General features: G+C 70.9%; 18 protein-coding genes and 1 tRNA gene. 8 read left to right on the forward strand and 11 right to left on the reverse strand.

Annotated features, from left to right (window positions below; all coding sequences use genetic code 11):
* Window positions 1-26 precede the first annotated feature (26 nt).
* Genes ispF through ACLJQM_RS07170 form a run of 3 tightly spaced genes read right to left on the reverse strand, consistent with a single transcriptional unit; the run spans window position 27 to window position 1,650 of the window.
* Window positions 27-494 carry a 2-C-methyl-D-erythritol 2,4-cyclodiphosphate synthase gene (ispF, locus tag ACLJQM_RS07160; RefSeq protein WP_247017561.1) on the reverse strand — a complete coding sequence of 156 codons (468 nt, stop codon included), beginning with the start codon at window positions 492-494 and terminating at the stop codon, window positions 27-29.
* The gene (locus ACLJQM_RS07165) at window positions 491-1,114 is read right to left on the reverse strand and encodes a 2-C-methyl-D-erythritol 4-phosphate cytidylyltransferase (RefSeq protein ID WP_410630502.1); all 624 of its coding nucleotides are present in this window, start codon (window positions 1,112-1,114) and stop codon (window positions 491-493) included. Before ACLJQM_RS07165 ends, ispF begins: the two co-directional genes overlap by 4 nt.
* Window positions 1,115-1,158: 44 nt before the next feature.
* Window positions 1,159-1,650, reverse strand: a complete 492-nt coding sequence (locus ACLJQM_RS07170) for a CarD family transcriptional regulator (RefSeq protein WP_004559016.1) — start codon at window positions 1,648-1,650, stop codon at window positions 1,159-1,161.
* 275 nt (window positions 1,651-1,925) lie between these two features.
* Here ACLJQM_RS07170 and ACLJQM_RS07175 point away from each other — a divergent pair, with 275 nt between their 5' ends.
* Window positions 1,926-2,618 carry a hypothetical protein gene (locus tag ACLJQM_RS07175; protein ID WP_360777383.1) on the forward strand — a complete coding sequence of 231 codons (693 nt, stop codon included), beginning with the start codon at window positions 1,926-1,928 and terminating at the stop codon, window positions 2,616-2,618.
* Between the two features lie 39 nt (window positions 2,619-2,657).
* The gene (radA, locus tag ACLJQM_RS07180; protein WP_247017567.1) at window positions 2,658-4,016 is read left to right on the forward strand and encodes a DNA repair protein RadA; all 1,359 of its coding nucleotides are present in this window, start codon (window positions 2,658-2,660) and stop codon (window positions 4,014-4,016) included.
* Between the two features lie 26 nt (window positions 4,017-4,042).
* Here the strand turns inward: radA and ACLJQM_RS07185 are convergent, their stop codons facing one another.
* Both ACLJQM_RS07185 and ACLJQM_RS07190 read right to left on the reverse strand, forming a co-directional pair.
* Window positions 4,043-5,197 carry a hypothetical protein gene (locus ACLJQM_RS07185; RefSeq protein ID WP_410630503.1) on the reverse strand — a complete coding sequence of 385 codons (1,155 nt, stop codon included), beginning with the start codon at window positions 5,195-5,197 and terminating at the stop codon, window positions 4,043-4,045.
* Window positions 5,190-5,783 carry an RNA polymerase sigma factor gene (locus ACLJQM_RS07190; RefSeq protein WP_410630504.1) on the reverse strand — a complete coding sequence of 198 codons (594 nt, stop codon included), beginning with the start codon at window positions 5,781-5,783 and terminating at the stop codon, window positions 5,190-5,192. The genes ACLJQM_RS07185 and ACLJQM_RS07190 overlap by 8 nt, the downstream gene beginning before the upstream one ends.
* 155 nt (window positions 5,784-5,938) lie before the next feature.
* On the opposite strand from ACLJQM_RS07190, the gene ACLJQM_RS07195 reads away from it, so the two are divergent.
* On the forward strand, window positions 5,939-6,532 hold the full coding sequence (locus ACLJQM_RS07195) for a C39 family peptidase (protein ID WP_410630505.1): 594 nt from the start codon (window positions 5,939-5,941) through the stop codon (window positions 6,530-6,532).
* Here the strand turns inward: ACLJQM_RS07195 and ACLJQM_RS07200 are convergent.
* The 6 genes from ACLJQM_RS07200 to ACLJQM_RS07225 all read right to left on the reverse strand — a co-directional run bounded on the left by ACLJQM_RS07200 (window position 6,529) and on the right by ACLJQM_RS07225 (window position 14,723).
* Window positions 6,529-7,797, reverse strand: a complete 1,269-nt coding sequence (locus tag ACLJQM_RS07200) for an alpha/beta hydrolase family protein (RefSeq protein ID WP_410630805.1) — start codon at window positions 7,795-7,797, stop codon at window positions 6,529-6,531. The two genes, ACLJQM_RS07195 and ACLJQM_RS07200, sit on opposite strands and share 4 nt — an antisense overlap.
* A 49-nt stretch (window positions 7,798-7,846) precedes the next feature.
* Entirely contained in the window at window positions 7,847-8,413 is a 567-nt protein-coding gene (locus ACLJQM_RS07205) for an ArsR/SmtB family transcription factor (RefSeq protein WP_410630506.1), read from the reverse strand.
* 90 nt (window positions 8,414-8,503) lie between these two features.
* Window positions 8,504-9,031, reverse strand: a complete 528-nt coding sequence (locus tag ACLJQM_RS07210) for a hypothetical protein (RefSeq protein WP_247017579.1) — start codon at window positions 9,029-9,031, stop codon at window positions 8,504-8,506.
* 87 nt (window positions 9,032-9,118) lie between these two features.
* Complete coding sequence (gene otsB, locus ACLJQM_RS07215) at window positions 9,119-11,650, reverse strand: trehalose-phosphatase (RefSeq protein WP_247017581.1); 2,532 nt, start codon at window positions 11,648-11,650, stop codon at window positions 9,119-9,121.
* Window positions 11,651-11,686: 36 nt separating this feature from the next.
* Window positions 11,687-13,129: a trehalose-6-phosphate synthase gene (locus ACLJQM_RS07220; RefSeq protein ID WP_410630508.1), complete on the reverse strand. Its 1,443-nt coding sequence runs from the start codon at window positions 13,127-13,129 to the stop codon at window positions 11,687-11,689.
* 82 nt (window positions 13,130-13,211) lie between these two features.
* Window positions 13,212-14,723 (reverse strand): threonine/serine exporter ThrE family protein, encoded by a 1,512-nt coding sequence (locus ACLJQM_RS07225; protein WP_247017585.1) that lies wholly within the window; start codon window positions 14,721-14,723, stop codon window positions 13,212-13,214.
* A 169-nt stretch (window positions 14,724-14,892) separates the two neighbouring features.
* On the opposite strand from ACLJQM_RS07225, the gene ACLJQM_RS07230 reads away from it, so the two are divergent.
* The 5 genes from ACLJQM_RS07230 to ACLJQM_RS07250 all read left to right on the forward strand — a co-directional run bounded on the left by ACLJQM_RS07230 (window position 14,893) and on the right by ACLJQM_RS07250 (window position 24,944).
* A tRNA-Thr gene (locus ACLJQM_RS07230) sits at window positions 14,893-14,965 on the forward strand.
* A gap of 159 nt (window positions 14,966-15,124) precedes the next feature.
* Window positions 15,125-15,700 (forward strand): hypothetical protein, encoded by a 576-nt coding sequence (locus ACLJQM_RS07235; protein ID WP_410630509.1) that lies wholly within the window; start codon window positions 15,125-15,127, stop codon window positions 15,698-15,700.
* A 6-nt stretch (window positions 15,701-15,706) separates the two neighbouring features.
* Window positions 15,707-17,716 (forward strand): flotillin family protein, encoded by a 2,010-nt coding sequence (locus ACLJQM_RS07240; RefSeq protein WP_410630510.1) that lies wholly within the window; start codon window positions 15,707-15,709, stop codon window positions 17,714-17,716.
* Complete coding sequence (locus tag ACLJQM_RS07245) at window positions 17,713-22,578, forward strand: DNA repair ATPase (RefSeq protein ID WP_410630512.1); 4,866 nt, start codon at window positions 17,713-17,715, stop codon at window positions 22,576-22,578. Before ACLJQM_RS07240 ends, ACLJQM_RS07245 begins: the two co-directional genes overlap by 4 nt.
* 95 nt (window positions 22,579-22,673) lie before the next feature.
* A complete protein-coding gene (locus ACLJQM_RS07250) occupies window positions 22,674-24,944 on the forward strand; it encodes an RCC1 domain-containing protein (protein WP_410630513.1) in 2,271 nt (756 codons plus the stop codon).
* Window position 24,945 lies beyond the last annotated feature (1 nt).

The raw sequence follows: 24,945 nt of genomic DNA on the forward strand, positions 1-24,945 counted from the left end.
GGCGGAACCGGTGCGGAGCGGGGGCGCTAGTCCGCCGCCAGCAGCAGCGCCGTCGCGAAGGCCGCGATGCCCTCGCCGCGGCCCGTCAGGCCCAAGCCGTCCGATGTCGTGCCCGAGACGCTCACCGGGCCGCCCACCGCCTCCGACAGGACCTTCTGCGCTTCCTCGCGTCGCTTGCCCACCCGAGGGGCGTTGCCGACGATCTGGACCGTCGCGTTGGCGACGCGCCAGCCCGCGGCCTCGAGCAGGCCCCTGACCTCGGTGAGCATGTCCGCGCCGTGGGCGCCGTCCATGCGGGGGTCGCCCGTGCCGAAGACCGCGCCCAGGTCGCCGAGGCCCGCTGCGGACAGCAGGGCGTCGCAGAGCGCGTGGGAGGCGACGTCGCCGTCCGAGTGGCCGGCGCAGCCGTCGGCCTCCGGCCAGAGCAGCCCGGCCATCCAGCACTCGCGGCCCGGTTCGATCGGGTGGACGTCGACCCCGTTGCCGATCCTCACAGCGTCTCCTCGTTCTTCGGTGCCGCCGCGATCGCCTCGGCCAGGGAAAGTTCGAAATCGGTCGTGACGCGCATCGCGTCCGGGTGGCCCGGCACGGTCGCCGCGCCCGGGGGGACCGCCGTCGTGAAGCCGGCCGCGAGGAACGCGTCGAGCGTGAAGCCGATCGGCGTCTGGGCCGTGCGCAGGCGGGAACGGTCCTCCGTGCCGACGATCAGCGATGCGTCGTCGGTCACCTTCACCGTGTCGGCCATCGGCAGCACCGGGACGACCACTTCGGCGTCACCGACGGCGTTGATCACGTCACGCACGGTTTGCGCAGGAATGAAGGCACGCAGAGCGTCATGGAGGAGTACAACTGAGTCACGGGGAACTTCGGGCTCGACGACGGCGAAGGCCTGCCGGAGCGAGCCGGGGACGACCCGGCACGAAAGCCCTTCGAGGGCTTCGGAATACGACTTCGCACACCGCTGGGGGGCCACCACGAGCACCGTAGAAATCTCCGGTACGTCGAGCAGCCCCCGCACGGTGTGCGTGAGTAGCGCCTCACCATGGACCGGCGTGAGAGCGAGCTCCCAGTCGGAGGCATGGTGTGCGACGGTCACGATCACGACGACGTTCATCGGTTCGCGATCGTAGAGGCAGCCACCAGCGGACTGCCTTGGGCTCAGACCGTCGCGGTTTCCAGAACTTCGTCGAGGAGGACCTCAGCCTTGTCCTCGTCGGTGCCCTCCGCGAGCGCGAGCTCGCTGACCAGAATTTGCCGCGCCTTCGCCAGCATGCGCTTCTCGCCGGCTGAAAGTCCGCGGTCCTTCTCTCGCCGCCAGAGGTCGCGCACCACTTCGGCCACCTTGTTCACATCGCCGGAGGCGAGCTTCTCGAGGTTGGCCTTGTACCGACGAGACCAGTTGGTTGGCTCTTCGGTGTGCGGAGCACGCAGAACGTCGAAGACCTTGTCCAGTCCTTCTTGCCCGACGACATCGCGTACGCCTACGATCTCGGCGTTGTCAGCGGGCACGCGAACCGTGAGATCCCCTTGCGCGACCTTGAGGACGAGGTACTTCTTTTCCTCGCCCTTGATCACGCGGGTCTCGATGGCTTCGATGAGTGCGGCACCGTGGTGCGGGTAGACGACGGTCTCTCCGACCTTGAAAACCATGTGTCCTCTGCCCCTTTCGCTGACTCCATCCTAGCACGGGCCGCCAGTGCCCACCTAGCGGGCCGGACTCGTCCTCGCAGGTCAGCGCCCTGAGCGGGGGTTGACAAACGTCGGACCCCCGTGCTCACGCAGGTAGCGGGGAAGCGTTTCGGGGGGCATCACGAAATCCATTTTGGACGGTTGATCTTGGGCGCAACGCGGACCGGTTCGGTGCCGGAGATCGACCCCGGCTAGTCTTCGCGGGGACGAGGCCGTGAAAAGGGAAGGACTGCGACGTGAGGCTGCAGAATCGTCGCGTGCTCGGCGCGGGCGTGCTGGCGCTCGGTGCCGCGCTCGTGCTCGCCGGGTGCGGGGCAGGCCAGATCACCCAGACCGACACGCAGCAGCCCGCCGTCAACGGCACGCACGCCCAGGTCAAGACCCTTGTCCTGCGCGACGCCGCGGTCCAGTACCCGAAGTCCGGTCCCGGTTACCCGGTGGGCGCGACCCCGGCGCTGACGCTGACGATCGTGAACCAGGGCACCCAGGACGACTCGCTCGTCTCGGTCACGACCGAAGACGGCACCCAGGCCACCATCGGCGGCTCCAAGGACGTCGTCGCGGCGCACTCGCTCGTCATCGGCCCGGACGACGCCGTCGAATCGACCGACGAGGTGCAGACCTCGGCCCCGGCCGCGCCGTCCTCGTCGGGAGCGCCGTCTTCGTCGACGTCGACCGCGACCGGCAGCAGCTCGGCGACCGCCAGCCCGGGCAACCTGACCGCGACCGCCACCTCCGAGGTCCCGTCGTCCGGCCCGGCCGCGACGCCGACCGCGCCGGAGAAGGTCGGCCAGGCCACCGTCACCCTGCCCGCGCTGAAGCAGCCGCTGTGGCCGGGCCAGGTCCTCAAGGTCACGTTCGTCTTCAAGAACGCCGGGCCGGTCACCGTCGAGCTGCCCGTGGCGGCCCCGGCGCACGCCAAGGAGTAGGTCCCCGGTTTTGTCGGTGGTCGCCGCTAGCCTCGCGGGGTGAAGAAAGGGACCACCTACCGCTGCGGGAGCTGCGGGTACGAAGCGGCCAAGTGGCTCGGCCGTTGTCCGGAGTGCCAGGAATGGGGCTCGTTCGAGGAACGCGGGGTGCCGGCCAGGCCGGCCATCCAGCGCGTCGCGGCCGGGGCGCCCAGCGCACCCGCGCGGCCGATCGGCGAAGTCGACGTCGAAGCCGCGCGAGCCCGCAAGACCGGCGTCTCGGAACTCGACCGGGTGCTGGGCGGCGGCCTGGTGCCGGGCGCGGTGGTGCTGCTCGCGGGTGAGCCGGGCGTCGGCAAGTCGACGCTGCTCCTCGAGGTCGCCTACCAGTGGGCGAAGACGGTCGACCGCTCCTTGTACGTCACGGGCGAGGAGTCCGCGGGCCAGGTCCGGTTGCGCGCCGAGCGCACGGGCAACATCCACGACCGGATGTACCTCGCCGCGGAAAGCGACCTTTCGGCCATCCTCGGGCACATCGACGACGTCAAGCCGGGCGTGCTGATCGTCGACTCGGTGCAGACCATGGCTTCGCCGCAGGTCGAAGGCTCGCCAGGGGGCGTGACGCAGGTCCGGGCGGTGACGTCCGGGCTGGTCGCGGTAGCCAAGGAGCGCGGGCTGCCGGTGGTGCTGGTGGGGCACGTCACGAAAGACGGCTCGGTGGCCGGCCCGCGCGTGCTGGAGCACCTGGTGGACGTGGTGCTGCAGTTCGAGGGCGACAAGCATTCGACGCTGCGGATGCTCCGCGGCATCAAGAACCGCTTCGGCGCCTCCGACGAGATCGGCTGCTTCGAGCTGCAGGAAGAGGGCATCGTCGGCGTCCCGGACCCGTCGGGGCTGTTCCTCAGCCACACGGCGGAGCCGGTCGCGGGCACGGCGATCACGGTGTCCATGGAGGGCAAGCGGCCGCTGCTGGGCGAGGTCCAGGCGCTGGTGTCGTCGACATCGGCACCCCAGCCGCGGCGCGCGGTCAGCGGCCTCGATTCGGCGCGGGTGGCGATGGTCCTCGCGGTGCTGGAGAAGCGCGGCGGGCTGAAGCTGGGCGACAAGGACGTCTACACGGCCACGGTCGGCGGCATGAAGATCACCGAGCCGGGCATCGACCTGGCGGTGGTGCTGGCGCTGACGTCTTCGTTCGGCGACGTCGCTTTGTCGCCACGGCTGGTGTCGGTGGGCGAAGTCGGGCTGGCGGGGGAGATCCGCCGGGTGCCGAGCGTGACCCGCCGGCTCGCGGAGGCGGCGCGGCTGGGCTTCACGCACGCCTTGGTGCCGCCGGATTCGGGGAAGCCGCCGGCGGGGATCCGGGTGCTGGAGGTGGCGAACGTCGCGGACGCGTTGAACGCGGCCAGCCACGCTCGCTGACCCCGGGCTCCGGCGGCCGCCAGGGTTCAGCCGGACGTGCGGGTGATCGCGTAGGAGTACACGGTCTCCGGTGCGCCCTGGAACTGCGGCGGGATCGGTGGGGGCAGGCTCGTCGTGGCCATCGGCGGTGGCACCGCCGAATTCGGGGTGCTCTCGATCGTGCTCGACGACGGCCCACCGTGGTTCGGCGGCAGCTCGGACGTGCTCAGCGGGATCCCGCTCGGCCGGGTGGTCGTCGTCTGCGGGGTGCCCGGGGGGAAGTCCCAGGCCAGCAGCTGCGCCGTCGCCGGGTCGAGGTACAGGTGCTGGCTCGTGTCCTTCGTTTCGAACACCGTGGCCGGGCGGCCGTCCGGGGTGTGGCCCGGCTTCGCGAAGACCCCGCTGACGTCGGTGAGCGCGTCGCGCAGGGCGAAGCGGACGTCCTTGCCGGCCAGGCCCAGTTCCAGCACCATCCGCACCATCGTGAGCGACTCCGTCGGGGTGTGGGCCCGGCCGTCGTCGGTGGAGTCGATCGTGTCGGACTTCAGGCGCTTGGCCAGCGTCGTCCGGTCGGGGACGAGCGAAGCGACCAGTGCGGCGTCGGGGCTCAACCAGTTCCGGAACGGCGTTTTCCAGTTCGGGCTGGTCGTCCCGTCCGGGCGCGGCTCGCCCGGGAACCGGCCGCCCGGGCCGTACTCGTCGGTGGGAGCCTGGTCGATCCGCGCCGCTTCGCCGTCGCGCAGGTCCTTCACCGCGCCCGTCCACATCGTGCGCCGGTGCCAGATCCCCTTCGGGTCCGCCGGGATCCACAGCTCCACCTTGCGCTGGGCGTGGAACTGCCGCCCGTTCGCCGTTTCCGGTATCCAGCTGAGTCTCTGCGCGTAGCGGAATTCGCCCGGCTCCAGCGGGCGGTCCAGGTCGGTGAGGGTCGCCGCCGGGCGGGCCGGCTCCGGGTCCGACGGCCGCAGCGACGTCACCACCGCCAGGCCGCCCACCAGCGTGACGACCGCCGCGGCCACGGCGAGCCAGCGCCAGGTGCCGGTGCGCCGCGGCGCCGGGGCCTCGGGCGTGCCGGCCGCCGCCATCAGGGACGCGCGCGCGAAGGCCAGCCCGTCGTCGGCGTCGGCGTCGGCGTGCAGGTCGGACAGGGCCGCGTCGAGTTCGGCTTCGGACCAGATCTTCCGGACGTTGTCTTCACGCAAGGTCCTGCACCTCCTCTTCGATCGGGGCGTTCGTCCTGAGCCAGCGTCTGATCCGGTGCAACCGGGAGCGGACCGTACCCGGCGGGATGCCGAGGGCCTCGGCCACCTCCGCCGGTTCCAGCCCGGCCCACGACACGAGCAGCAGCGTGTCGCGGTCGGCCGGGCTCAGCCGGGCCAGCGCCGCGGCCAGCTGCGCCGCCCGGACCTGGGCGTCGACGCGCTCGGCGACGCGGCCGTCGTGGCCCGCGTGGCTCGTTTCGCCGGTGCGGGCCAGCCGCGCCGTGGCCTGCAGCCCGCGCAGCTCGGACCGCACGTGGTGGCGGAGCAGGTTGGTCGCGATGCCGTAGAGCCACGACCGGGCCGTGCCCAGCTCCGGCCGGTAGGTCTCGCGGCGGCGCAACGCCACCAGGAAGGTCTCGGCGACGAGGTCGTTGGCCGGTTCGGGCCCGACCCGGCGGGCGAGGTAGCGGCGCAGCTGCGGGGCGTGGGCGTCGAAGAGCCGCCCGAACGCCGGCCCGGGCTCGGGTCCGCCCAGGTCCGGGCGGTCGTGCCCCCAGAGCTCCGATCCCTCGTGGATCACCTGCATGCCCCCAGTTGCCCGCAGCGCGCACGAGCGTTCACGGGCGAACCTACCTTCGTCGTGATCCGTTCGGGGTGGGTGAGGGACAAGCGCCCGAGTGGTCGGGATCATCCCTTCGTGAGGCGTTGACCCACTGACGCCCTAACTGGGGAAGGATCGTCATGCGCAGATTCCGCCTGGGGTTCGTCACGCTCGTCGCCGCCATGGGGCTCGTCTCGCTGCCCGCGGTCGCCGACGCCAGCATCGAAGCCGTGCTGAACATCCAGTACCAGGTCCAGGAGACCGGCTACTGGTGCGGCCCGGCCGCCACCCGGATCGCGCTGTCCGCGCGCACCGGTAACCTCCCGAGCCAGGCGACGCTCGCCGCCCAGCTCGGCACGACCACCAACGGCACGGACTGGGTCGGCCAGGTCACCGGCGTGCTCAACGCCGACCTCGGCACGAGCTGGTACGAGACGAAGGAGATGCCGAACGACCCGCCGACGCAGGCCCAGCGCGACCTGCTGTGGCGGGACATCGTGCTCGACATCAACAACGGCTACCCGATCGTCGCGAACATCGTCGCGCCCGCGAACAACCACCCGCCGGGCTACCCGAACTACACGATCTACCACTACTTCACCGTGATCGGCTACGACAGCTCCGACATGACGGTCAAGATCGCCGACCCGGCGAGCTTCGGCGGGAACCAGATCTACTGGCTGAGCTTCGACCAGCTCGCGACGCTGATCCCGCCGAAGGGCTACGCCGCCTAGATCCCCAGCAGACCCCAGTAGACGGCCCAAGGGACGAACAAGACGCCGCCGGCGAGGGGTACGCCGAGCCGTGGGGTCCGGTGCCGCCGCCACGCCACCGCCGTGCCGATGGCGGCGGCCACCGCGCCCAGTGAAAGCAGCTGCAACGCCAGCCACGCCAGTGGGCGGCCGGCGACGACCGGGCCCAGTCCCTTGCCCATGGTGGCCTGGATCAGGACGTCCACGACCAGGAAGCCGAGCACGGCGAGCAACCCGGTCGCCGACAGCCACCGCGCCGGTTTCGCCGCCGGACCCCGCCGGACGAGCGGGTACCAGGCGAACGCGACGAGCAGGAGCACCAGCACCGCGAGCTGGAGCCAGGTCGGCTCGTACCAGTTCAACGGCGTCACCCGGACGCTCGGCCGGTCCTGCGCGGGCGGCGCGTCGGCGCTCGACGTCGACGGCGGGTGGTTGACCCACGTGCCCACCAGCTCCAGGTAGCCCGGTGCGTAACCGGGCAGCTTGTCGAAGCCGTCGGTCGTGCGCCGCAGCTGGTGCTGGGCGTCGGGGAACACCCGCAGCGTGTAGTTCTCCAGGGACGCCTGGAAGATCCGGACGGCTTCACCCGGCGGCGTCAGGACGTCCTTCGCGCCCCACAGCCCGAGCACCGGCTGGCGCAGGCTCTTCAGCACCGCCACCGGGTCGTGGTGCGCTTCCGGGAACACGCCGCCGCCGACGAGCTGGCGCATCATCGTCGAAGCCGCCATCCGCACGATCGAGCCGTCCATTCCCAGGCGCCGCAACTGGTTCTCGATCGCCCACGCCTGCTGCCTCGACGGCTCGACGCCGTTCGCCCCCAGTGTCACGACGAACGCGACGTCCGCCGACCGCGAGGCGGCGAGCGGTGCCACCCAGCCCCCTTCGCTCAGGCCCCAGACGCCGACCCGCGCCGGATCGACGTCCGGCCGCTTGCGCAACGCCTCGACGGCGGCGAGCGCGTCGTCCGCCAGCGTCGAGTACGAGCGTTCGAACTGGGAATAGCCTTCGGTGCGCTTGTCGTAGATGAGCGTCGCGATCCCCTGTCGCGCAAAGGCTTCCGCCTGCTCGCGGTAGTCCTCCCGGCTGTGCGCCCCCGAGCCGTGGACCATCACCAGTCCCGGCAGCTTCGACCCGCCGGGTGGTGCGACGACGGTGCCGTGCAAGGTCACCCCGCCGTTTTCGAAAGTCACGTCCGCGCCGTCCGCGGCCGAAGCCGGTGGTGCCGCGGCCGTGACGGCCAGGATCACCCCGGCCAGTAGTAGAGCCCCTCTTCGCATGCGAGATCCCCTGTCATGGTCATTCCCCTGGTTCCGGGAACGCGAGCAGGCGCACGAGCACGCGCCGCGCTTCCGGTGACCGGTCGTCCTCGCTTCGCCAGTACCGGCGGAACAGCTCCATGTAGTCGTCCCAGAACTGCTTCAGCTCCTCGGCGGTGAGCCAGGTGCCGCCACGCGCGTAGAACAGCGAGTCCGGCCAGTCGCCGGGCAGTTCCTCACGCGTTTCCGCGAACCGGTTGAGCTTCGCGAGGTCTTCCTCGAACCCCTGGCGCTGCATGTCGTCGAACAGCACCCGGGATTCGGCGCTCTGCTCGCTGCGGCGCGGCCAGCGGATGTCCCGCGGCCGTGTCCGCCACCACCGTTCCTTGCCCCGCGCGAGCTCCGGGGCGTCCTCGACGAACCCGAACCGGGCCAGTTCCCGCAGGTGGTAGCTGGTCGCGCCGGTGTTCTCGCCCAAGGCTTTGGCGAGTTTCGTGGCGGTCGCCGGGCCCGCCGACAACACGCCGAGGATGCGGCGGCGCAGCGGGTGCGTGACGGCCTTGAGGGCGTACGGGTCGAGCTCTTCCGGTGGTGGAGCGCTGGTCATGGCTCCACGGTAGCCGTGCAAAGGAAATTGTGCAAAGAAATCTCTGCAACTCGGCGCAGACGGGTGCCCGGCCGAGTGTCTACTGTGGACTCACCAGATGGGGTGGTCGCTGAACTTCCTGAGCGTCTGCACGCTCGGCCGCACGTAGAACATGCCCGCCAGGAAACCCACGGTCGCGAAGGCCAGCGTCGAGAACGTCGTGAGCAGGTCCGGCGCCTGGAACTCCGGGGAGTCCGGCCACACCCGGAACACGATCGGCACCGCGAAGGACCCGAGGATCAGCACCAGCGTCAGCGCGTAGGTGAACAGCAGCGCGTGGCGGGCGGACGCCGCGCTCGCGACGACCAGGTAGTCACCCCGCAGGCAGCGCCGGGACGAGAGCACCAGCACCGCGATCGCCAGCACGCCCAGCGGGGGCAGCACGGCCGCGGCCTTGCCGAGCAGCGTGGCCGGGAACGCGTGGCCGTGGACGATGCCCTGCAGGAACGTCGTGAGCCCGAACAGCAGGACCATCCCGCCGATCATCGAGGACCCGACGACCACCGACCCCCAGCGCACCCGGTCGGCGAACCGGGGCGGCAGCGGCACGAAGTCGACCTGCCCGAACGTCCCCTGCACCCAGCTCACCTCCGAATGCCGTGAAGGCCACCATAAGGAACTTGTGCTTCCTCAAGGTGGCCTTCACGGAGATTCGGACCGAAAGGGCTAACTCGCCGCCAGCAAGTTGGCGCACCGGATGAGCCCGATGTGGGAATAGGCCTGCGGGTGGTTGCCGAGGGACCGTTCCGCGATCGGGTCGTACTGCTCCGGCAGCAGGCCCGTCGGGCCGGCCGCCGCCACGATCTGGTCGAACAGCTCCTGCGCCTCGGTGCGCCGCCCGGTGAGCAGGTACGCCTCGATCAGCCACGCCGCGCAGATGTGGAAGCCGCCCTCGCCGCCCGGCAGGCCGTCGTCGCGGCGGTAACGGTACACAGTGGACCCACTGCGCAGCTCCGCCTCGATCGCGGTCACCGTGTGCTGGAAGCGCTCGTCGGCCGGGTCGATCAGCCCGGTCAGGCCGACGAACAGCGACGCCGCGTCCAGGTCCGTGCCGTCGTAGGCCGTGGTGAAGGCCTGGACCTCGTCGTTCCAGCCGTGCTCGAGGACGTCGTTCTTGATCTCGTCGCGCAGCGTGGGCCACGCGCCCGGCACGCCGCGGCCGTACTGCTCGCCCAGCTTGACCGCGCGGTCGATCGTCACCCAGCACATGACCCGCGAGTAGACCCGGTGGCGCGGCACGTGCCGCTCCTCCCAGATCCCGTGGTCCGGCTCGTTCCAGCGCCGCGTGACGGCTTCCGCCATCGCGCGGACCATCTGCCAGTCCTCGTCGCGCAGGTCACCGCGCGCCGCGGCCAGGGTGCCGACCAGCTCGACGACCGGGCCGAAGACGTCCAGCTGGACCTGGTGGTTCGCCAGGTTGCCGACGCGGACCGGGCGCGAACCGGCGTACCCGGGCAGCGACTCGATCACCGCTTCGGCGCCGATCACGCTGCCCGCCAAGGTGTAGAGCGGGTGCAGCCGCTCCGGGCCGGCCAGCGTCGCGAGCACGCCGTGCAGCCAGCGCAGGTAGCCCTCGGCCTCGTCGATCGAGCCCAGGTGCACGAGCTCCCGCACGGTCATCGCGGCGTCGCGGATCCAGCAGTAGCGGTAGTCCCAGTTGCGGACGCCGCCGATCTCCTCCGGCAGCGACGACGTCGCCGCCGCCAGCACGCCGCCGGTGTCGGTGTTGACCAGGCCGCGCAGCGTCAGCGCCGAGCGCAGCACCAGGTCGGTCTGCACCTTCGGCAGCTGCAGCTTCGACGTCCACTCGCTCCAGTAGCGGCCGGCGCGGTCGCGTCGCTCCACTTCGGACAGTTCGTGCGGGCCGAGGTCCGTGGTGCCGCAGCGCAGCTCCAGCACGACCGGCTGGGTCGGCGTCGGCTGCACCAGCGCGGTCGCGGTGTCGTGCAGGCCGTCGGAGGTGATGGTCCACTCGACGCCCGGCGAATAGAGCACGAACGGCTCCGACGTGCCGAGCACGCGCACGCCGCCGTCGGTGATCTCCAGCTTCACCGGCACGCCGCCGAACTCGGGGCGCGGCGCGAACTTGACGCTCGCCACCGCCTCGCCCGAGATCACCCGGACCAGGTCCGTGCGGTGCTGCGGGCTCTCCGGCTCGAGGTAGTCGGTGACGAGCAGGCGCGACCAGCGCGTCTCGACCGTCATCGTGTTCGGCAGGTAGCGCTGGCCGAGCGGGAGGCCGTTGCGGTGCGGCTTGATCGAGAAGTGGCCGGCCCCCTCGCCGCCGAGCAGGTCGGCGAACACGGCGGGCGCGTCCGGCCCCGGGTGGCACAGCCAGGTCAGCTTCGCGTCCGGCGTGAGCAGCGCGACCGACCGCTCGTTGGCCAGCATCGACAGCCGCTCGATCGGCGGCGCGGACTCGCCGTACAGCCAGTTGCGGCGCTCTTCCAGCATGAACGCCAGCACCAGGGCGACGTCCACGGTGTCCGGCACGCGGTAGCCGGCCAGGGTCTCCCCGTCGCCGACCTTGATGCCCAGGTCCGGGCCGGAGAGGCGGGCGAAGGCCTTCTCGTCGGTGACGTCGTCGCCGAGGAAGATCGCCGCGGTCGCCCCGACCTGATGGCGCAGGATGTCCAGCGCGCGGCCCTTGTCCGTCTGGACCACCGCGAGCTCGACGACCTCCTTGCCGTCGGTGGTCGACACGCCTTCCCACTTCGACGGTCCGGAGTGGACGGCGGCCAGCACGCGGCGCCCGGCCTCGTGCTCGGCGCGGCGCACGTGCACCGCGATGCTCGCCGGCTTGACCTCCAGCGACACCCCCGGCACGTCCAGCACCAGCTGTTCGAGCTCGGCTTCGAGCCGCCGGTGCAGCTCACGCGCCTTGTCGTCGAGGGCGTGGATGAAGCCGATGTCGAACTCCGAGCCGTGGCTGCCGACGAGGTTCACCTCGGACGGCAGCCGCGACAGCGTGGCGAGGTCGCGCAGCGCGCGGCCGGAGATGACCGCGGTGGTGGTCTCGTGCAGACCGGCGAGCGATCTGAGGGCACCGACGGACTCGGGCAGCGGGCGTGCCTCGTCCGGGTTGAGGGTGATGGGTGCCAGCGTGCCGTCGTAGTCGCACGCGACCAGCAGTCGCGGGGTACGCGCGATCTGGACGATCGCGCGCCGCAACTCGGCGGGCAGGGCCTCGGCAGTCAACACTCCTCCTCAGGAGCTCGTGCATGGTCGTTCGGGTCAGTCGACCGCTTCGGCACCCAGAGCCTGTAGGAAAGAGCGCGCCCAACGATCGACATCGTGCGTGAGGACCTGGCGACGCATGGCGCGCATCCGGCGACGGCCCTCAGCCGGGTCGAGCGTAATGGCAGCCACTAGCGCGTCCTTCACCCCGTCCAGGTCGTGGGGGTTCACGAGGAATGCGCTAGAGAGCTCGGCGGCCGCGCCGGCGAACTCGGACAGCACCAGCGCGCCGCCCAGGTCGTGCCGAGCGGCGACGTACTCCTTGCACACCAGGTTCATGCCGTCACGCAACGGAGTCACGACCATGACGTCCGCGGCGGAGAAGAACGCCGCCAGCTCCGTCCGGTCCACGGACTGGTGCAAGTAGTGCACGACCGGGTGGCCCACGCGGGCGAACTCGCCGTTGATCCGGCCGACCATCTGCTCGATCTCGCCGCGCATCCGCTGGTAGTGCTCGACGCGCTCGCGGCTCGGGGTGGCGAGCTGGACGAACGTGACGTCGTCCGGCTGCAGCCTGCCTTCGTGCAGCAGCTCGTGCAGCGCCTGCAGCCGCAGGTCGATGCCCTTGGTGTAGTCGAGCCGGTCGACGCCGAGGATGACCGTCTTGGGGTTGCCGAGGTCGCGCCGCAGCTGCGCGGCCCGCTCCTGGACGCCCTTCGTGCGGGCGAGGGTGTCGAGCCCGGCGGCGTCGATGGAGATCGGGAACGCGCCCACCCGGACGGTCCGGTCGCCGACCTGCATGGTGCCCGGCCGCGACCGGACACCGACCGCGCCGCGCGTCGACTCGAGGCCGATCAGCTGGCGGCACAGCCACAGGAAGTTCTGCGCGCCGCCGGGGCGGTGGAAGCCGACGAGGTCCGCGCCGGTCAGGCCGCGGATGATCGCCGCGCGCCACGGCATCTGCATGAACAGCTCGACCGGCGGGAACGGGATGTGCAGGAAGAAGCCGATGCGCAGGTCCGGTCTCAACTCGCGCAGCATCGCCGGCACCAGCTGCAGCTGGTAGTCCTGGATCCACACGGTCGCGCCCGGCGCGGCGACCTCGGCGCTGGCCTTCGCGAACCGCTGGTTCACCTTGACGTAGCTGTTCCACCACACGCGGTCGAACACCGGGCGCTCCACGACGTCGTGGTAGAGCGGCCAGAGGGTCGCGTTGGAGAAACCTTCGTAGTAGTCGCGGACTTCGTCGGCGCTCAACGACACCGGGTGCAGCACGAGCCCGTCGTCGTCGAACTCGTCGACGTCGACGTCCGGTACGCCCGGCCAGCCCACCCAGGCGCCCTTGCGCGAACGCAGGAACGGCTCCAGCGCGGAGACGAGCCCGCCCGGGCTGGCCGTCCAGCGGCGTTCGCCGCCCGTCGTCCGTTCCAGGTCCACCGGTAGCCGGTTCGCCACCACGACGAAATCGGCCTGGTTCCCGTGCTCCTTCGGTTCACCCACGTCGACTGCTCCTCGCGTTCTGGGTCGCGGCCCCAGAGTGAAACCCTATCGCGTGAGCGATGAACAGCCGGTGACCGCGGCGTTACTCCAAGCTTCGTTCGGTCGGTTCGAGCGGACCAGCCATGCGTGGTCCGGCGAACCGCCGCTCGAGCCTGCCCAGGCCGGTGCGCACCGGCTGGGCGAGCCATTCCCCGAGTACCACGCCCGCTGCCAGCGCAAGCCCGATTGCGACGGCCGTCATGAGCATCGAGATGTTGCCGCCCGGCTCGACCCCGATCTGGTACAGACCACGGTAGGTCGAGAGGCCGGGAAGCAGCGGAGTGATCCCGGACACGGCGACCACCAGTGGAGTAACGCCGAGTCGCCGCGCGAGCACGCCACCGCAGAACCCGACCAGCGTGGCGGCGATCGCGGACGAGCTCACGCCGTCCAGCCGCGCCACCATGAGCGAGCCGTAGACGGCGGCGCCGATTGCCCCGGCGGCCGCCGCGACCAGCATCGCGCGCATCTTGGAGTAGCTCGCGAGCGCGAAGCAGGCGGCCGCGCCGGCGCCGCCGAGGACGACCATCGGCAGCTGCAGCGCCGTCGACGTCGGCAGCTCGGGCAGCGGCGTGCGCGGCAGGCCGAGCATGACGGCGATGCGCAGGGCCAGCACGACCCCGGTGATCAGGCCGGCCGACATCAGCACGGTTTCCATCGTGCGGCCGGCGGCGGTGACGTTGTAGCCGGTGATGGCGTCCTGCACCGCCGAGACGGTGGACAGCCCGGACAGCAGCACGGTGACCGCGGCCGCGACGACGAGCGTCGGTTTGTCGGTGGTCAGGACCCCGGTGCTGAGGATGATCATCGCCGACAGCGTCGCGAACAGGCCGCCGATCACCTGCTGGAAGAAGAACGGCAGCCCGTAGCGGTTCACGAACCGCCCGATCCGGTCGATGACCCCGCTGATGACGAACGCGACGAGCGCGATGTCGGGCCCGCCGCCGAGCAGCAGCGTCACGAACGCGGCGACGCCACCCCAGGCCAGCGTCGCGGTCCAGCGCGGGTAGGGGTGCGGCGCCGAGGTGATCCGCTCGAGCTCGGTCTGCGCCTGCTCGGCCCCGATGTGCCCGCGCACGATCTTCCGCACGAGCTTCTCGGTCTCGGTCAGCCGCGTGTAGTCGAGGCTCCGGCTCCGCACGACGCGCAGCGCGGTGACGGGCGAGAGGTCGGTCCCGCGGTGGCAGGTGACGGTGATCGACGTGAAGATCACGTCGACCTCGCAGTGCGGCAGCCCGAGCGCCCCGGCGATGGCGAGGATGGTCGCGGTGACGTCGGACGCGCCGGCCCCGCTCGCCATCTGCACCTCCCCGATCCGCAGGGAGAGGTCGAGCACGAAGTTGACGGTGGTCTCGTCGGGCAGCTGCGGCCCCATGGCCTCTTCGGCCTCGACGGCGGGCAGCTCCCCGGTGGGCGCCTCGAGCACGTGCCACGGCCGGTGCTTGAGCAGGTTCGGCCGGTGGACCTTCGCCCGCTGTTCCGCCCGTTGTTCCGGCGGTTCGAGCAGGGGCCATCTGGCCGCCCTGCCCCCGTTGGTGCGCTCGTTGATCTTCATGATCCATCCACCTCCTCGCTCTGCTCCTCCCGGACCATCGACCCCGGTGTGGTGATCGTTGCAGTGGCGTTGACCACGTTCCTCCATAGTGGCCTGGAGCAGGGGATCGTGCCTCTCGGACGGATCTTGCGGACGGGCCGATACACTGGGTGCGGCGCCGCGGCGCCAGGCCGCTATAGCTCAGCTGGTAGAGCATCTGTCTTGTAAACAGAAGGTCAGGGGTTCGAGCCCCCTTGGCGGCTCCGAAATGTCCGGTTCCAGGCGTCTGCCGAACCGTGCCGGGGCGGACTCGCCCGTGTGATCGCTTCGTGTCCGAAATGTGCGCCAACGCCCTCGCTCGCTGGCTATAGTCGCTGGCCAGGGCCTCGGTTGCCGGGCCCCTTCCGTGGGGGAAGGAAACGATGAGCGGGTTCGTCTCCGCGGCTTTGGCTTTTCCGGCCGTTCTCTTCAGCTTCCTGCTGGTCGTCTTGGTCGGCTACTGGGCGCTGGCCCTGGTCGGCGTCCTCGACGTCGAAGACGGGGAGTTCGGCTTCTTCGGCGGCGTTCCGCTGTCCCTCTCGCTCTCGCTGCTCGCCGCCTTCAGCTGGTTCCTCAGTCTCGTCGGCACCGTTCTGCTCGACGGCGTGAGCACTCCGCTGCGGATCGGGCTCGGGGTCGTCGTCCTGGTGGTCGCCCTCGTGGGCGGGGCGCTGGCGACGCGGGTGGTCGTCATGCCCCTGCGCCGGCTCTTCGCCGGGGCCGGGCCGACGCGGGCGGACTTCGTGGGGCGGGCCGGGGTGGTCCGGACCTCGGTCGTCACCGAGGACTTCGGGCAGGCCGAAGTCGGGGCCGCGGACGGCTCCTCGGCGATCGTCCAGATCCGGCAGGCGGGGGGAGGCAACCTCGGGGTCGGCAGCGGCGTTGTCCTCTACGAGTACGACTCCGAGGGTGAATTCTTCTGGGTCAGTTCGTTGGAACTCGAAGCAGAAAAGGACTGAGCTGGAATGGATGCCATCGGCCTGGGGGCCGGCGTGTTGATCGCCGTCGTGGTCCTGATCCTCCTCGTGCTGTTGTTCGTCGTCAGCCGGCTGTTCCGCAAGGTGCCGCAGGGCAAGGCGCTGATCATCTCGAAGGTGCGGAACGTGGACGTCACCTTCACCGGCGCGATCGTGTTGCCCGTGCTGCACAAGTCCGAAGTCATGGACATCTCGGTGAAGACGATCGACATCGAGCGCACCGGGCAGGAAGGCCTGATCTGCCGGGACAACATCCGTGCCGACATCCGGATTTCCTTCTTCGTGCGGGTGAACAAGACCGTCGAGGACGTCGTGAAGGTCGCGCAGGCGATCGGCACCGAACGCGCCAGCGACCAGACCACCCTGCAGGAACTGTTCAACGCGAAGTTCTCCGAGGCGCTCAAGACCGTCGGCAAGCAGCTGGACTTCGTCGACCTCTACACCAAGCGCAACGAGTTCCGCGACCAGATCATCCGCGTCATCGGCACCGACCTCAACGGCTACAGCCTGGAAGACGCGGCCATCGACTACCTCGAGCAGACGCCGATGGCCTCGCTCGACGCGGCGAACATCCTGGACGCGCAAGGCATCCGCAAGATCACCGAGCTGACCGCGATCGAGCACGTGCGCACCAACGAGTTCCGGCGCCACGAAGAAAAAGAGATCACCCGCCAGAACGTCGACGCCCGGGAAGCGATCCTCGAACTGGAGCGCCGCCAGACCGACGCGGAGATCAAGCAGCGCCGCGAGGTCGAGACCATGCGGGCCCGCGAAGAAGCCGAGATCGCCAAGGTGCAGGCGGAGGAACGGCTCAAGGCGCAGGCGGCGCAGCTGCGCACGGACGAACAGCTGGGCATCCAGCAGCAGAACCAGCAGCGCGAGATCGAGGTGGCCGGCAAGAACCGCGAGCGCGTCATCGCCATCGAGTCCGAGCGGATCGAAAAGGACCGCCTGCTCGAGGTGATCGGCCGCGAGCGCGAGACCGAGCTTTCCCGGATCGCGAAGGACAAGGAGCTCGAAACCGAGAAGCGGTCGATCGCCGAGGTGGTCCGCGAGCGGATCGCCGTCGAGAAGACCGTGGCCGAACAGGAAGAGAACATCAAGAAGCTGCGCGTGGTCGAGGAGGCCCAGCGCTCGCGAGAGGCGACCGTCATCCGGGCCGAGGCCGAAGCGCAGGAGCACCTGGTCAAGGGCATCAAGGCTGCGGAGGCCGCGGAACAGGCCGCGAAGTACAAGGCCCGCGAGGAACTGACCCTCGCCGAGGCGCGCCAGCAGGCCGCCGAGCTGGAGACGCGGGCCAAGATCAGGCTGGCCGAAGGGATCCAGGCCGAGGAGGCCGCCGCCGGGCTCGCCGCCGCGCTGGTCAAGGAGCGCGGCGCCGACGCGCTGGAGAAGGTCGGCCGCGCCGAGGCGATCGTCGAACGCGAGAAGGCGATCGTGGCCGCCGGTGCGGTGCGCGACCGGCTGAAGGGCGAGGCCGAGGGCCTCACCGAAAAGGCCGCGGCGATGGCCGCGCTCGACGCCGCGAGCCGGGAGCACGAGGAGTACCGGCTGCGGCTGGAAGCGGAGAAGGAGATCCGGCTGGCCGCGCTCGACGTGCAGCGGGACGTCGCCGAGGCGCAGGCCACCGTGCTCAGCGTCGGGCTGGAGAAGGCCGACATCGACATCGTCGGCGGCGAGACCATGTTCTTCGACCGGATCGTCGGCTCGATCGGCCTCGGCAAGAGCGTGGACGGTTTCGTGCAGAACTCCGACGTCGTCCAGTCGCTCGCCGGGCCCTGGCTCGACGGGGCGGGCAGCTTCACCGAAGACCTCACCAAGCTGCTCGGCGCGGTCAGCACCGAAGACGTGAAGAACCTGACGCTGTCGGCCTTCCTGGCCAAGCAGCTGCAGGCGGGCGGTCCCGACGGCGACAAGCTGCGTGAGCTGCTGAGCATGGCGCAGCGGCTCGGTCTCGCCGAGACGTCGGTCGCGACGGTCGTCGCCGCGAAGCAGTGACCACGACCGAGACGGAGCTGGACGCGGGCACGTACGACGTGCTCCGCGTCCGGCTCGCCGCGCAGGCGGCCGAGCTGGCGAAGCGCGCGGACGAACTCAACGCGCGGCGGCTGGCGGTCTTCGGCAGCGCGCAGCTCGCGCTGATCGGGACCGAACGCATCCGCACGGCGAACAACTGCGTACCGCGGGACATCGTCGCCGTCGACGGGCGGCTGCTGTTCGGCTACAACGTCTTCATCGGGCTCAAGCCGGAGACGGCGATCGACGACGTCTTCTCGCTGCAGCGCTTCAGCCACGACGAAGGCGCGTTCCGGTTCGACGACGTCAGCGCCGACGAGCTGCCCGAACTGCTGCGCGACGAGCAGTTCGGGCGGGACTTCGGCGAGCTGTACCGGTACTACCGCCAGGCGAAGCTGCTGCAGCTTCGCCGGCTGGACGGGAAACTGCTCGCGGTGTTCCAGATCGGCCCGCGGACCGAGGACATCCGGGTGCTGCGGTGGGCGGTCGCGGCCGACGGCGCGGTGTCCTACGTGGACAGCCGCGGCGAGCGCGACCACGTCTTCCCGCCGTCGCACGACTTCGAGTGGATCGAGACCACGCGCGAGGACCACGTCCTCGGCCGGCACCCGCACATCTCGATCGAGGACGACGTGTTCGTCGAGACCGTCGGCGGCAACTTGACGGTCAAGGTCGAGAACAACACCGAAACCGGGGCCGGCGTCTACACCGAACCGGTCGACGAGCCGCTGCAGAGCCTCGCCGACGCGGAGGTCTCCTACGCCCGGATCGGGCCGCTGATCCTGCTGCGCATGCTGCCGTACAAGGAAACCACGTACCGCTACCTGGTGTTCAACACGCGCACCCAGGACGTCGCGCGCCTCGACGGCATCGGGCAGGCGTGCCAGCGGCTCCCCGAGGACCACGGCATCATCTTCCCCGGCGGCTACTACCTCGACACCGGCGTCAGCAAGACGTTCGACACCACAGTGGACGGTCTCGAGTTCGAACGCGTGATCCGTTCGCCCAACGGCGAGGACGTGCTGTACGTCTTCCACGCGCGGGTCGAGGGGCGCTCGCTCCTGCTGCCGTACAACGTGATCCGGAAAGAGGTCGCCAGCCCGATCCCGTGCCACGGCTACTCGCTGTTCGACGACGGCACGATGATCCTGTTCCGGGCGCTGTCCGACGAGCCGAGCCGGGTCCACCCGATGCAGGTCTGGCGGACGCCGTTCCAGTCGGACACCTACGCCGCGTCGCAGCCGGCCGGCACCGGGCCGCTGGAGCGGGTCGGGAACGCCGACCTCGTGCGCGGGATCTCGGACTGCCTCTCGATCACCACGATGGTCCACGACATGGCGCCGTCGGCGGCGGTGTTCGAGGCGCTGATCGCGGCCTGCGCGCGGGTGTTCGACCACTACCACTGGCTCGGCGAGGCCGAGCTGGGCGACTTGCGCGCGCCGCTGTCCGACGTCCGCGTCACGGCCGAGCAGGTGCTCGACGAGTTCGAAACGGTCACTTCGCTGACCGCGCAGGCGGCGGAAGCGGTCGACACGGCCGAGGCGGACACCGCGTCCCTCGTCCGGCGGGTGCGCGGCGAGGCGCTGAACACGGCGGACGCGTGGGTGCGGCGCCTCGCCGAGCTGCACCGGGCCCGCGGGCGCCTGGTCACCGTGCGGGAGCTGCGCTACGCCGACACCGCCCGGGTCGACGCGCTGATCGCCGGCCTGGACACCGACTTCGCCGAAGCCGCGCAGCGAGCCGTGCGGTTCCTGCAGGGCGAGGACGCCTTCACCGGCTACCACGCCGAAGTGGCGGGGCTGATCACCTCGGCCGGCGCGATCACGACGGTGGCCGAAGCCGCCCCGGTCGCGGAACGGCTCAACGAGCAGTCCGGCGGCCTCGAGGTCCTCACCGACGTCGTGGGCAGCCTCGACATCGCCGACGCCGTCGTGCGCACGAAGATCCTGGAGCGCGTCGGCGAGGTCATCGGCGCCGTCAACCGCGCACGGGCGACCCTCGGCGCGCGGCGCAAGGAACTGCTCGAGACCGAGGGGCGCGCGGAGTTCGCCGCCGAGTTCGCGCTGCTCGCGCAGGCCATCACCGGCGGCCTCGCGGTCGCGGACACCCCGGCGCGCTGCGACGAGCAGCTGGGCCGGCTGCTGCTGCAGCTGGAAAACCTCGAGTCGCGGTTCGGCGAGTTCGACGACTTCCTGGCCTCGCTCGGGGAGAAGCGCACCGACGTCTACGAAGCGTTCTCCTCGCGCAAGCAGGCGCTGCTCGACGAGCGGGCGCGGCGGGCGGACCGGCTGGTCGACTCGGCGGAACGGATCCTGGGCAGCGTGGGCCGCCGGGTGGGTTCGCTCGGCTCGGTCGACGAGATCAACACCTACTTCGCGGCCGATCCGATGGTCGCCAAGCTGCGCGGCGTCGTCGGGGAACTGCGTGAGCTCGGCGACCAGGTCCGCGCGGAGGAACTCGAAGGCCGCGTGAAGGCCGCCCGGCAGGAGGCCGGCCGGGCGCTGCGGGACCGGCTGGACCTTTACGGCGACGGCGGCGAGACGCTCCGCCTCGGCCGCCACACCTTCGCGGTCAACACCCAGGACATCGACCTGACGCTGGTGCCGCACGACGGCACGATGAAGTTCGCGATCACCGGCACCGACTACCGGTCGCCGGTGCGCGACGAGGCCTTCGAGGCGACGCGGCCGTACTGGGAGCAGCTGCTGGTTTCGGAGTCGCCGGAGGTGTACCGGGCCGAGTACCTGGCGACGTCGATCCTCGCCGAGCGGCCGCAGGCCGAGCTGGTCGAAGCCGACCTGCTCGAAGTCGTGCGGAGCGTGGCCGGGGAGCGCTACGACGAGGGCTACGCGCGGGGCGTGCACGACCACGACGCGGCCGCGATCCTGGCCGCCCTGCTGCGCCTGCGGTCCGCCGCGGGCCTGTTGCGGTACCCGCCCGCGGCCCGCGCGGCGGCGCAGCTGTTCTGGGCGTTCGGCGCCGAAGAGCGCGCGAAGTCCGCGTGGACGACACGGGCCGCGTCGCTCGCGCGGGTGCGGGAGGCGTTCGGCCACACCCCGGCGATCGACGAGCTGGCGCGGGAACTGACCGGCGCGCTCACGACGTTCCTCGACGGCGCGGGGCTGTCGCTGGACACCGAGTTCGCCGGAGAGTACCTGGTCGAGGAACTCGCCGTCACCCCGCCCGGGTTCGTCACCAGCGGCGGCGCACGCGCACTGCTGGACAAGTTCCGGCTCGACCGGCGCAGCTTCACCGCCGACCTGCGGTCCCTCGAGGACCTGGCGGACCGGTACCAGCTCGCCGAAGCCTGGCTCAAGTCCTTTTCGGACTCCGTCGGCCTCCCGGCCGACGAGCTGCCGGAGACCGTCGCGATCGAGCTGTGCGACCTCCCGCGGTACGACTCTTCGGCGACGCTCGAGACCACTGTGGACGGCCTGCTCGGCACGCACCCGCGGATCGCCGGGCGGTCGATGACGCTGCGGCTCGACGAGACGCTCGCCCGGACCCGCCGCTTCCGGCGCGACCGCGTGCCGGCCTTCCGCACCTACCAGCGGCGGCGCAACGAGCTGGTGGCGGCCGAACGCGAACGGCTGCGGCTGGCCGAGTTCCGGCCGAAGGTGCTGAGCGCGTTCGTCCGGAACCGGCTGCTCGACGAGGTCTACCTGCCCCTGATCGGCGACAACCTGGCCAAGCAGCTCGGCGCGACCGGGGACGCCAAACGCACCGACCAGTCCGGCCTGCTCCTGCTGATCTCGCCGCCGGGGTACGGCAAGACGACGCTCATGGAGTACGTCGCCAGCCGGCTGGGCCTGGTCTTCGTGAAGGTCAACGGGCCGGCGCTCGGCCACGGCGTCACTTCGGTCGACCCGGCGGACGCGCCCGACGCGACCGCGCGGCAGGAGGTCGAAAAGATCTCGTTCGCGCTGGAGCAGGGCAACAACGTGCTGCTGTACCTCGACGACATCCAGCACACGTCGCCGGAGCTGCTGCAGAAGTTCATCTCGCTGTGCGACGCGCAGCGGCGGATGGAAGGCGTGTGGAACGGCCGCACGCGGACCTACGACCTGCGCGGCAAGCGGTTCGCGGTCTGCATGGCCGGGAACCCGTACACCGAGCAGGGCAAGCGGTTCCGCATCCCCGACATGCTCGCCAACCGCGCCGACGTGTGGAACCTCGGCGACGTGCTGTCCGGCAAGGAAGAGCTCTTCGCGCTCAGCTACATCGAGAACGCGCTCACGTCGAACGCCGTCCTGGCCCCGCTCGTCTCGCGCGAACGGTCCGATGTGGACGTCCTGGTCCGGCTGGCCCGCGGCGACGGGACCGTCCGCGCCGACCAGCTGGCGCACGCGTATTCGGCGACGGAGCTGGAGCAGATCCTGTCCGTGCTCCGGAAACTGGCGCGCGTGCAGCGGACGGTGCTGGCCAACAACGAGGCGTACATCGCGTCGGCGGCGCAGGCGGACTCGTCCCGCACCGAACCGCCGTTCCAGCTGCAGGGCTCGTACCGGAACATGAACAAGCTGGCCGAGCGGATCGTGCCCGCGATGAACGACGCGGAACTCGAGGCACTGATCGACGACCACTACGCCGGCGAGGCGCAAACGCTGACTTCGGGCGCGGAAGCGAACCTGCTCAAGCTGGCCGAGCTGCGCGGCAAGCTGTCCGGCGAACAGGCCCGGCGCTGGGCCGACGTCAAGGCCGCCTACCTGCGGGCCCAGGCGCTCGGCGGGGACGACGAAGACCCGATGAGCCGCGCGGTCGGCGCGGTGGGCCTGCTGGCCGACCGGGTGGGCGCGATCGAGTCGGCCATCGGCCGCCTCGCGGATGGAGGGAGAACCCGATGACCGGCACTCCGCCTAACAGCCGCTACCCCTCCGCCGAAAACCGGCATAGAGTCCGGCCAAGCCCGATCCGGGTGTCCTTGGGGGGAACCATGGCTGTGTCACGTCCACTTGCGCTCGTCGCGGCCCTGGTGGCCGCACTCCTCCCGGGAGTGGCCGCACCAGCCGCTCAAGCGGCGGTCACCTCGCCCGCCTCCTCCTTCACCGCCGTGCAGCCGACTCGGTTCCTCGACACCGTTCGCGGGGTCGGGATCCCCGTCGGGCCCGTCGGCGCGAAGACCACCGTGACCGGCAGTGCCGCCTCGCTCGCGCCCGTCAACACCACCGCCGTCGTCGTCAACCTCTGGGTCGAGGGCCCGACCGCCGACACCGCTGTCACCGCCTTCACGCACGGGCAGGCACGGCCGGTGCTGCCGAGCCTCCAGGTGCAGGCCGGCAAGCGGCGGTCCAACCAGGTCACCGTGCAGGTCGGGGCCGATCGGACCGTCGACTTCTACAACGAGGCCGGGTCCGCCCACCTCATCGCCAGCATCGTCGGCTACTACACGACCGACGCCGGCTCGCGGTACACGCCGGTCAGTCCCTCGCGGCTGCTGATCGACTGGCTCGGCAACGGCACCACGACGAAGCTGAGCTTGGCCGACGAGGTGCCCGCGACCGCCACCGCGGTGACGTTCGCCTTGACGCTGACCAACCCGTCCGCCGCCACCTACGCCACGGTCTTCCCGCACAGCACGCCGCGGCCGACCATGGCCAACGTCGCCGCCTACCCCGGTGGGCAGGGCACGAACCTGGTCACCGTCAAGATCGGCGCGGACCGGTCGATCGACTTCTACAACCTGGCCGGCCAGGTGGAGTCCTACGCCGACCTCGTCGGCTTCTACGCCACCGACTACGGCGCCTACTTCACCCCGGTCGCCCCGGAGCGGGTGCTGGACACCCGCAGCGGGCTCGGGACGGGGGACGGCAAGCCCAGGAAGATCGGTGCGAACAGCGACATCGCGTACCGGCTGCAGCCGTCGATCCCCTCGAACGCGCTCGCCGTCGCCCTGAACGTGACCGGCTACTCCGCCACCGCGACCACCGCCATCACGGCGTGGGACAGCGGGAAGAGCAGCCAGCCCGACCCGGGCCTGTCCCTCGCGCCCGGGCAGACCGTCTCGGTGGCGGCGGCGCCCGTCGTGTCCGGAGTCGGCCCGGCGGTCAACGCCTCCTACGACGTCGACCGCTCCGTCTACGTCCACAACCGCGCCGGCACGGTCGACGTCACGGCCGACCTGTCCGGCTACTTCACCCTGCCGCTCGCCGACTGCTTCAACCAGTGCGTCTCGACGTGGGGCAGCTACTCGTGGCACCAGGGCACCGGGTACATCGGCACGCCGAAGACGATGGCCGGGCTGAGCGACGTCGTCGCCATCGCCGGCTCGATCTCCCACGGGTACGCGCTGCGCATCGACGGGACGGTCCGGAGCTGGGGCCACAACTGGACCGGTGAACTGGGCAACGGCTGGTTCGGCGGGGCCTCCCGCGCGCCGGTCCCGGTCGTCGGGCTCACCTCGGTCACGGCCATCGCCGCCGGCGACGCCGAAGGGTTCGCCCGGCGCTCCGACGGCACCGTCTGGCAGTGGGGGCAGACCGTCGACGCGCCCGTGCAGGTCGCCGGCCTCACCGGCGTCACGGCCATCGCCGCGGCCCGCGACACCGCGTACGCGCTGAAGTCCGACGGCACGGTCTGGGCCTGGGGCAGCAACACCCGCGGCGAGCTGGGCAACGGCTCCACGGCGGCGAGTTCCGCCACGCCGGTGCGCGTTTCCGGCCTGAGCGGCGTCCGGACCATCAGCAGCGGCGACGGCTACAGCGCCTACGCCGTCAAGACCGACGGCACTGTCTGGGCGTGGGGCGACAACACCCACAACGAGCTCGGCAACGGCGTCGCGTGCACGACGTCGAGCTGCCTGTCCCGCACCCCGGTGCCGGTGTCCGGCCTGACCGGGGTCACCGACGTGACCGGCAACTGGTCGGGTGCGTACGCGCTGCGCAGCGACGGCACCGTCGTCGCCTGGGGCGCCAACGACCGCGGCCGGCTCGGCAACGGCGTCAGCTGCGAATTCACCGACACCAGCCCGAACTGCACGTCGGCGGTGCCGGTCCCGGTGCGCGACTTCAGCGGCGTCGGGGCGATCGGGATCTTCGGCGGCGGCGGGTACGCCGTCAAGACCGACGGGACCGTCTGGGGCTGGGGCGACAACCACGATCTCGAACTGGGGCAGGGCGTCACCGCGTACCCGTGGTGGGCCACGGTCCCGGTGCAGGTGCCCGGGCTCAGCCACGTCAAGGCCGTCGCCGGCGGCCTGGCTCTGGGAGAGTGAC

Source organism: Amycolatopsis sp. cmx-4-83, from assembly GCF_046548815.1.
GTDB classification, from domain to species: domain Bacteria; phylum Actinomycetota; class Actinomycetes; order Mycobacteriales; family Pseudonocardiaceae; genus Amycolatopsis; species Amycolatopsis pretoriensis_A.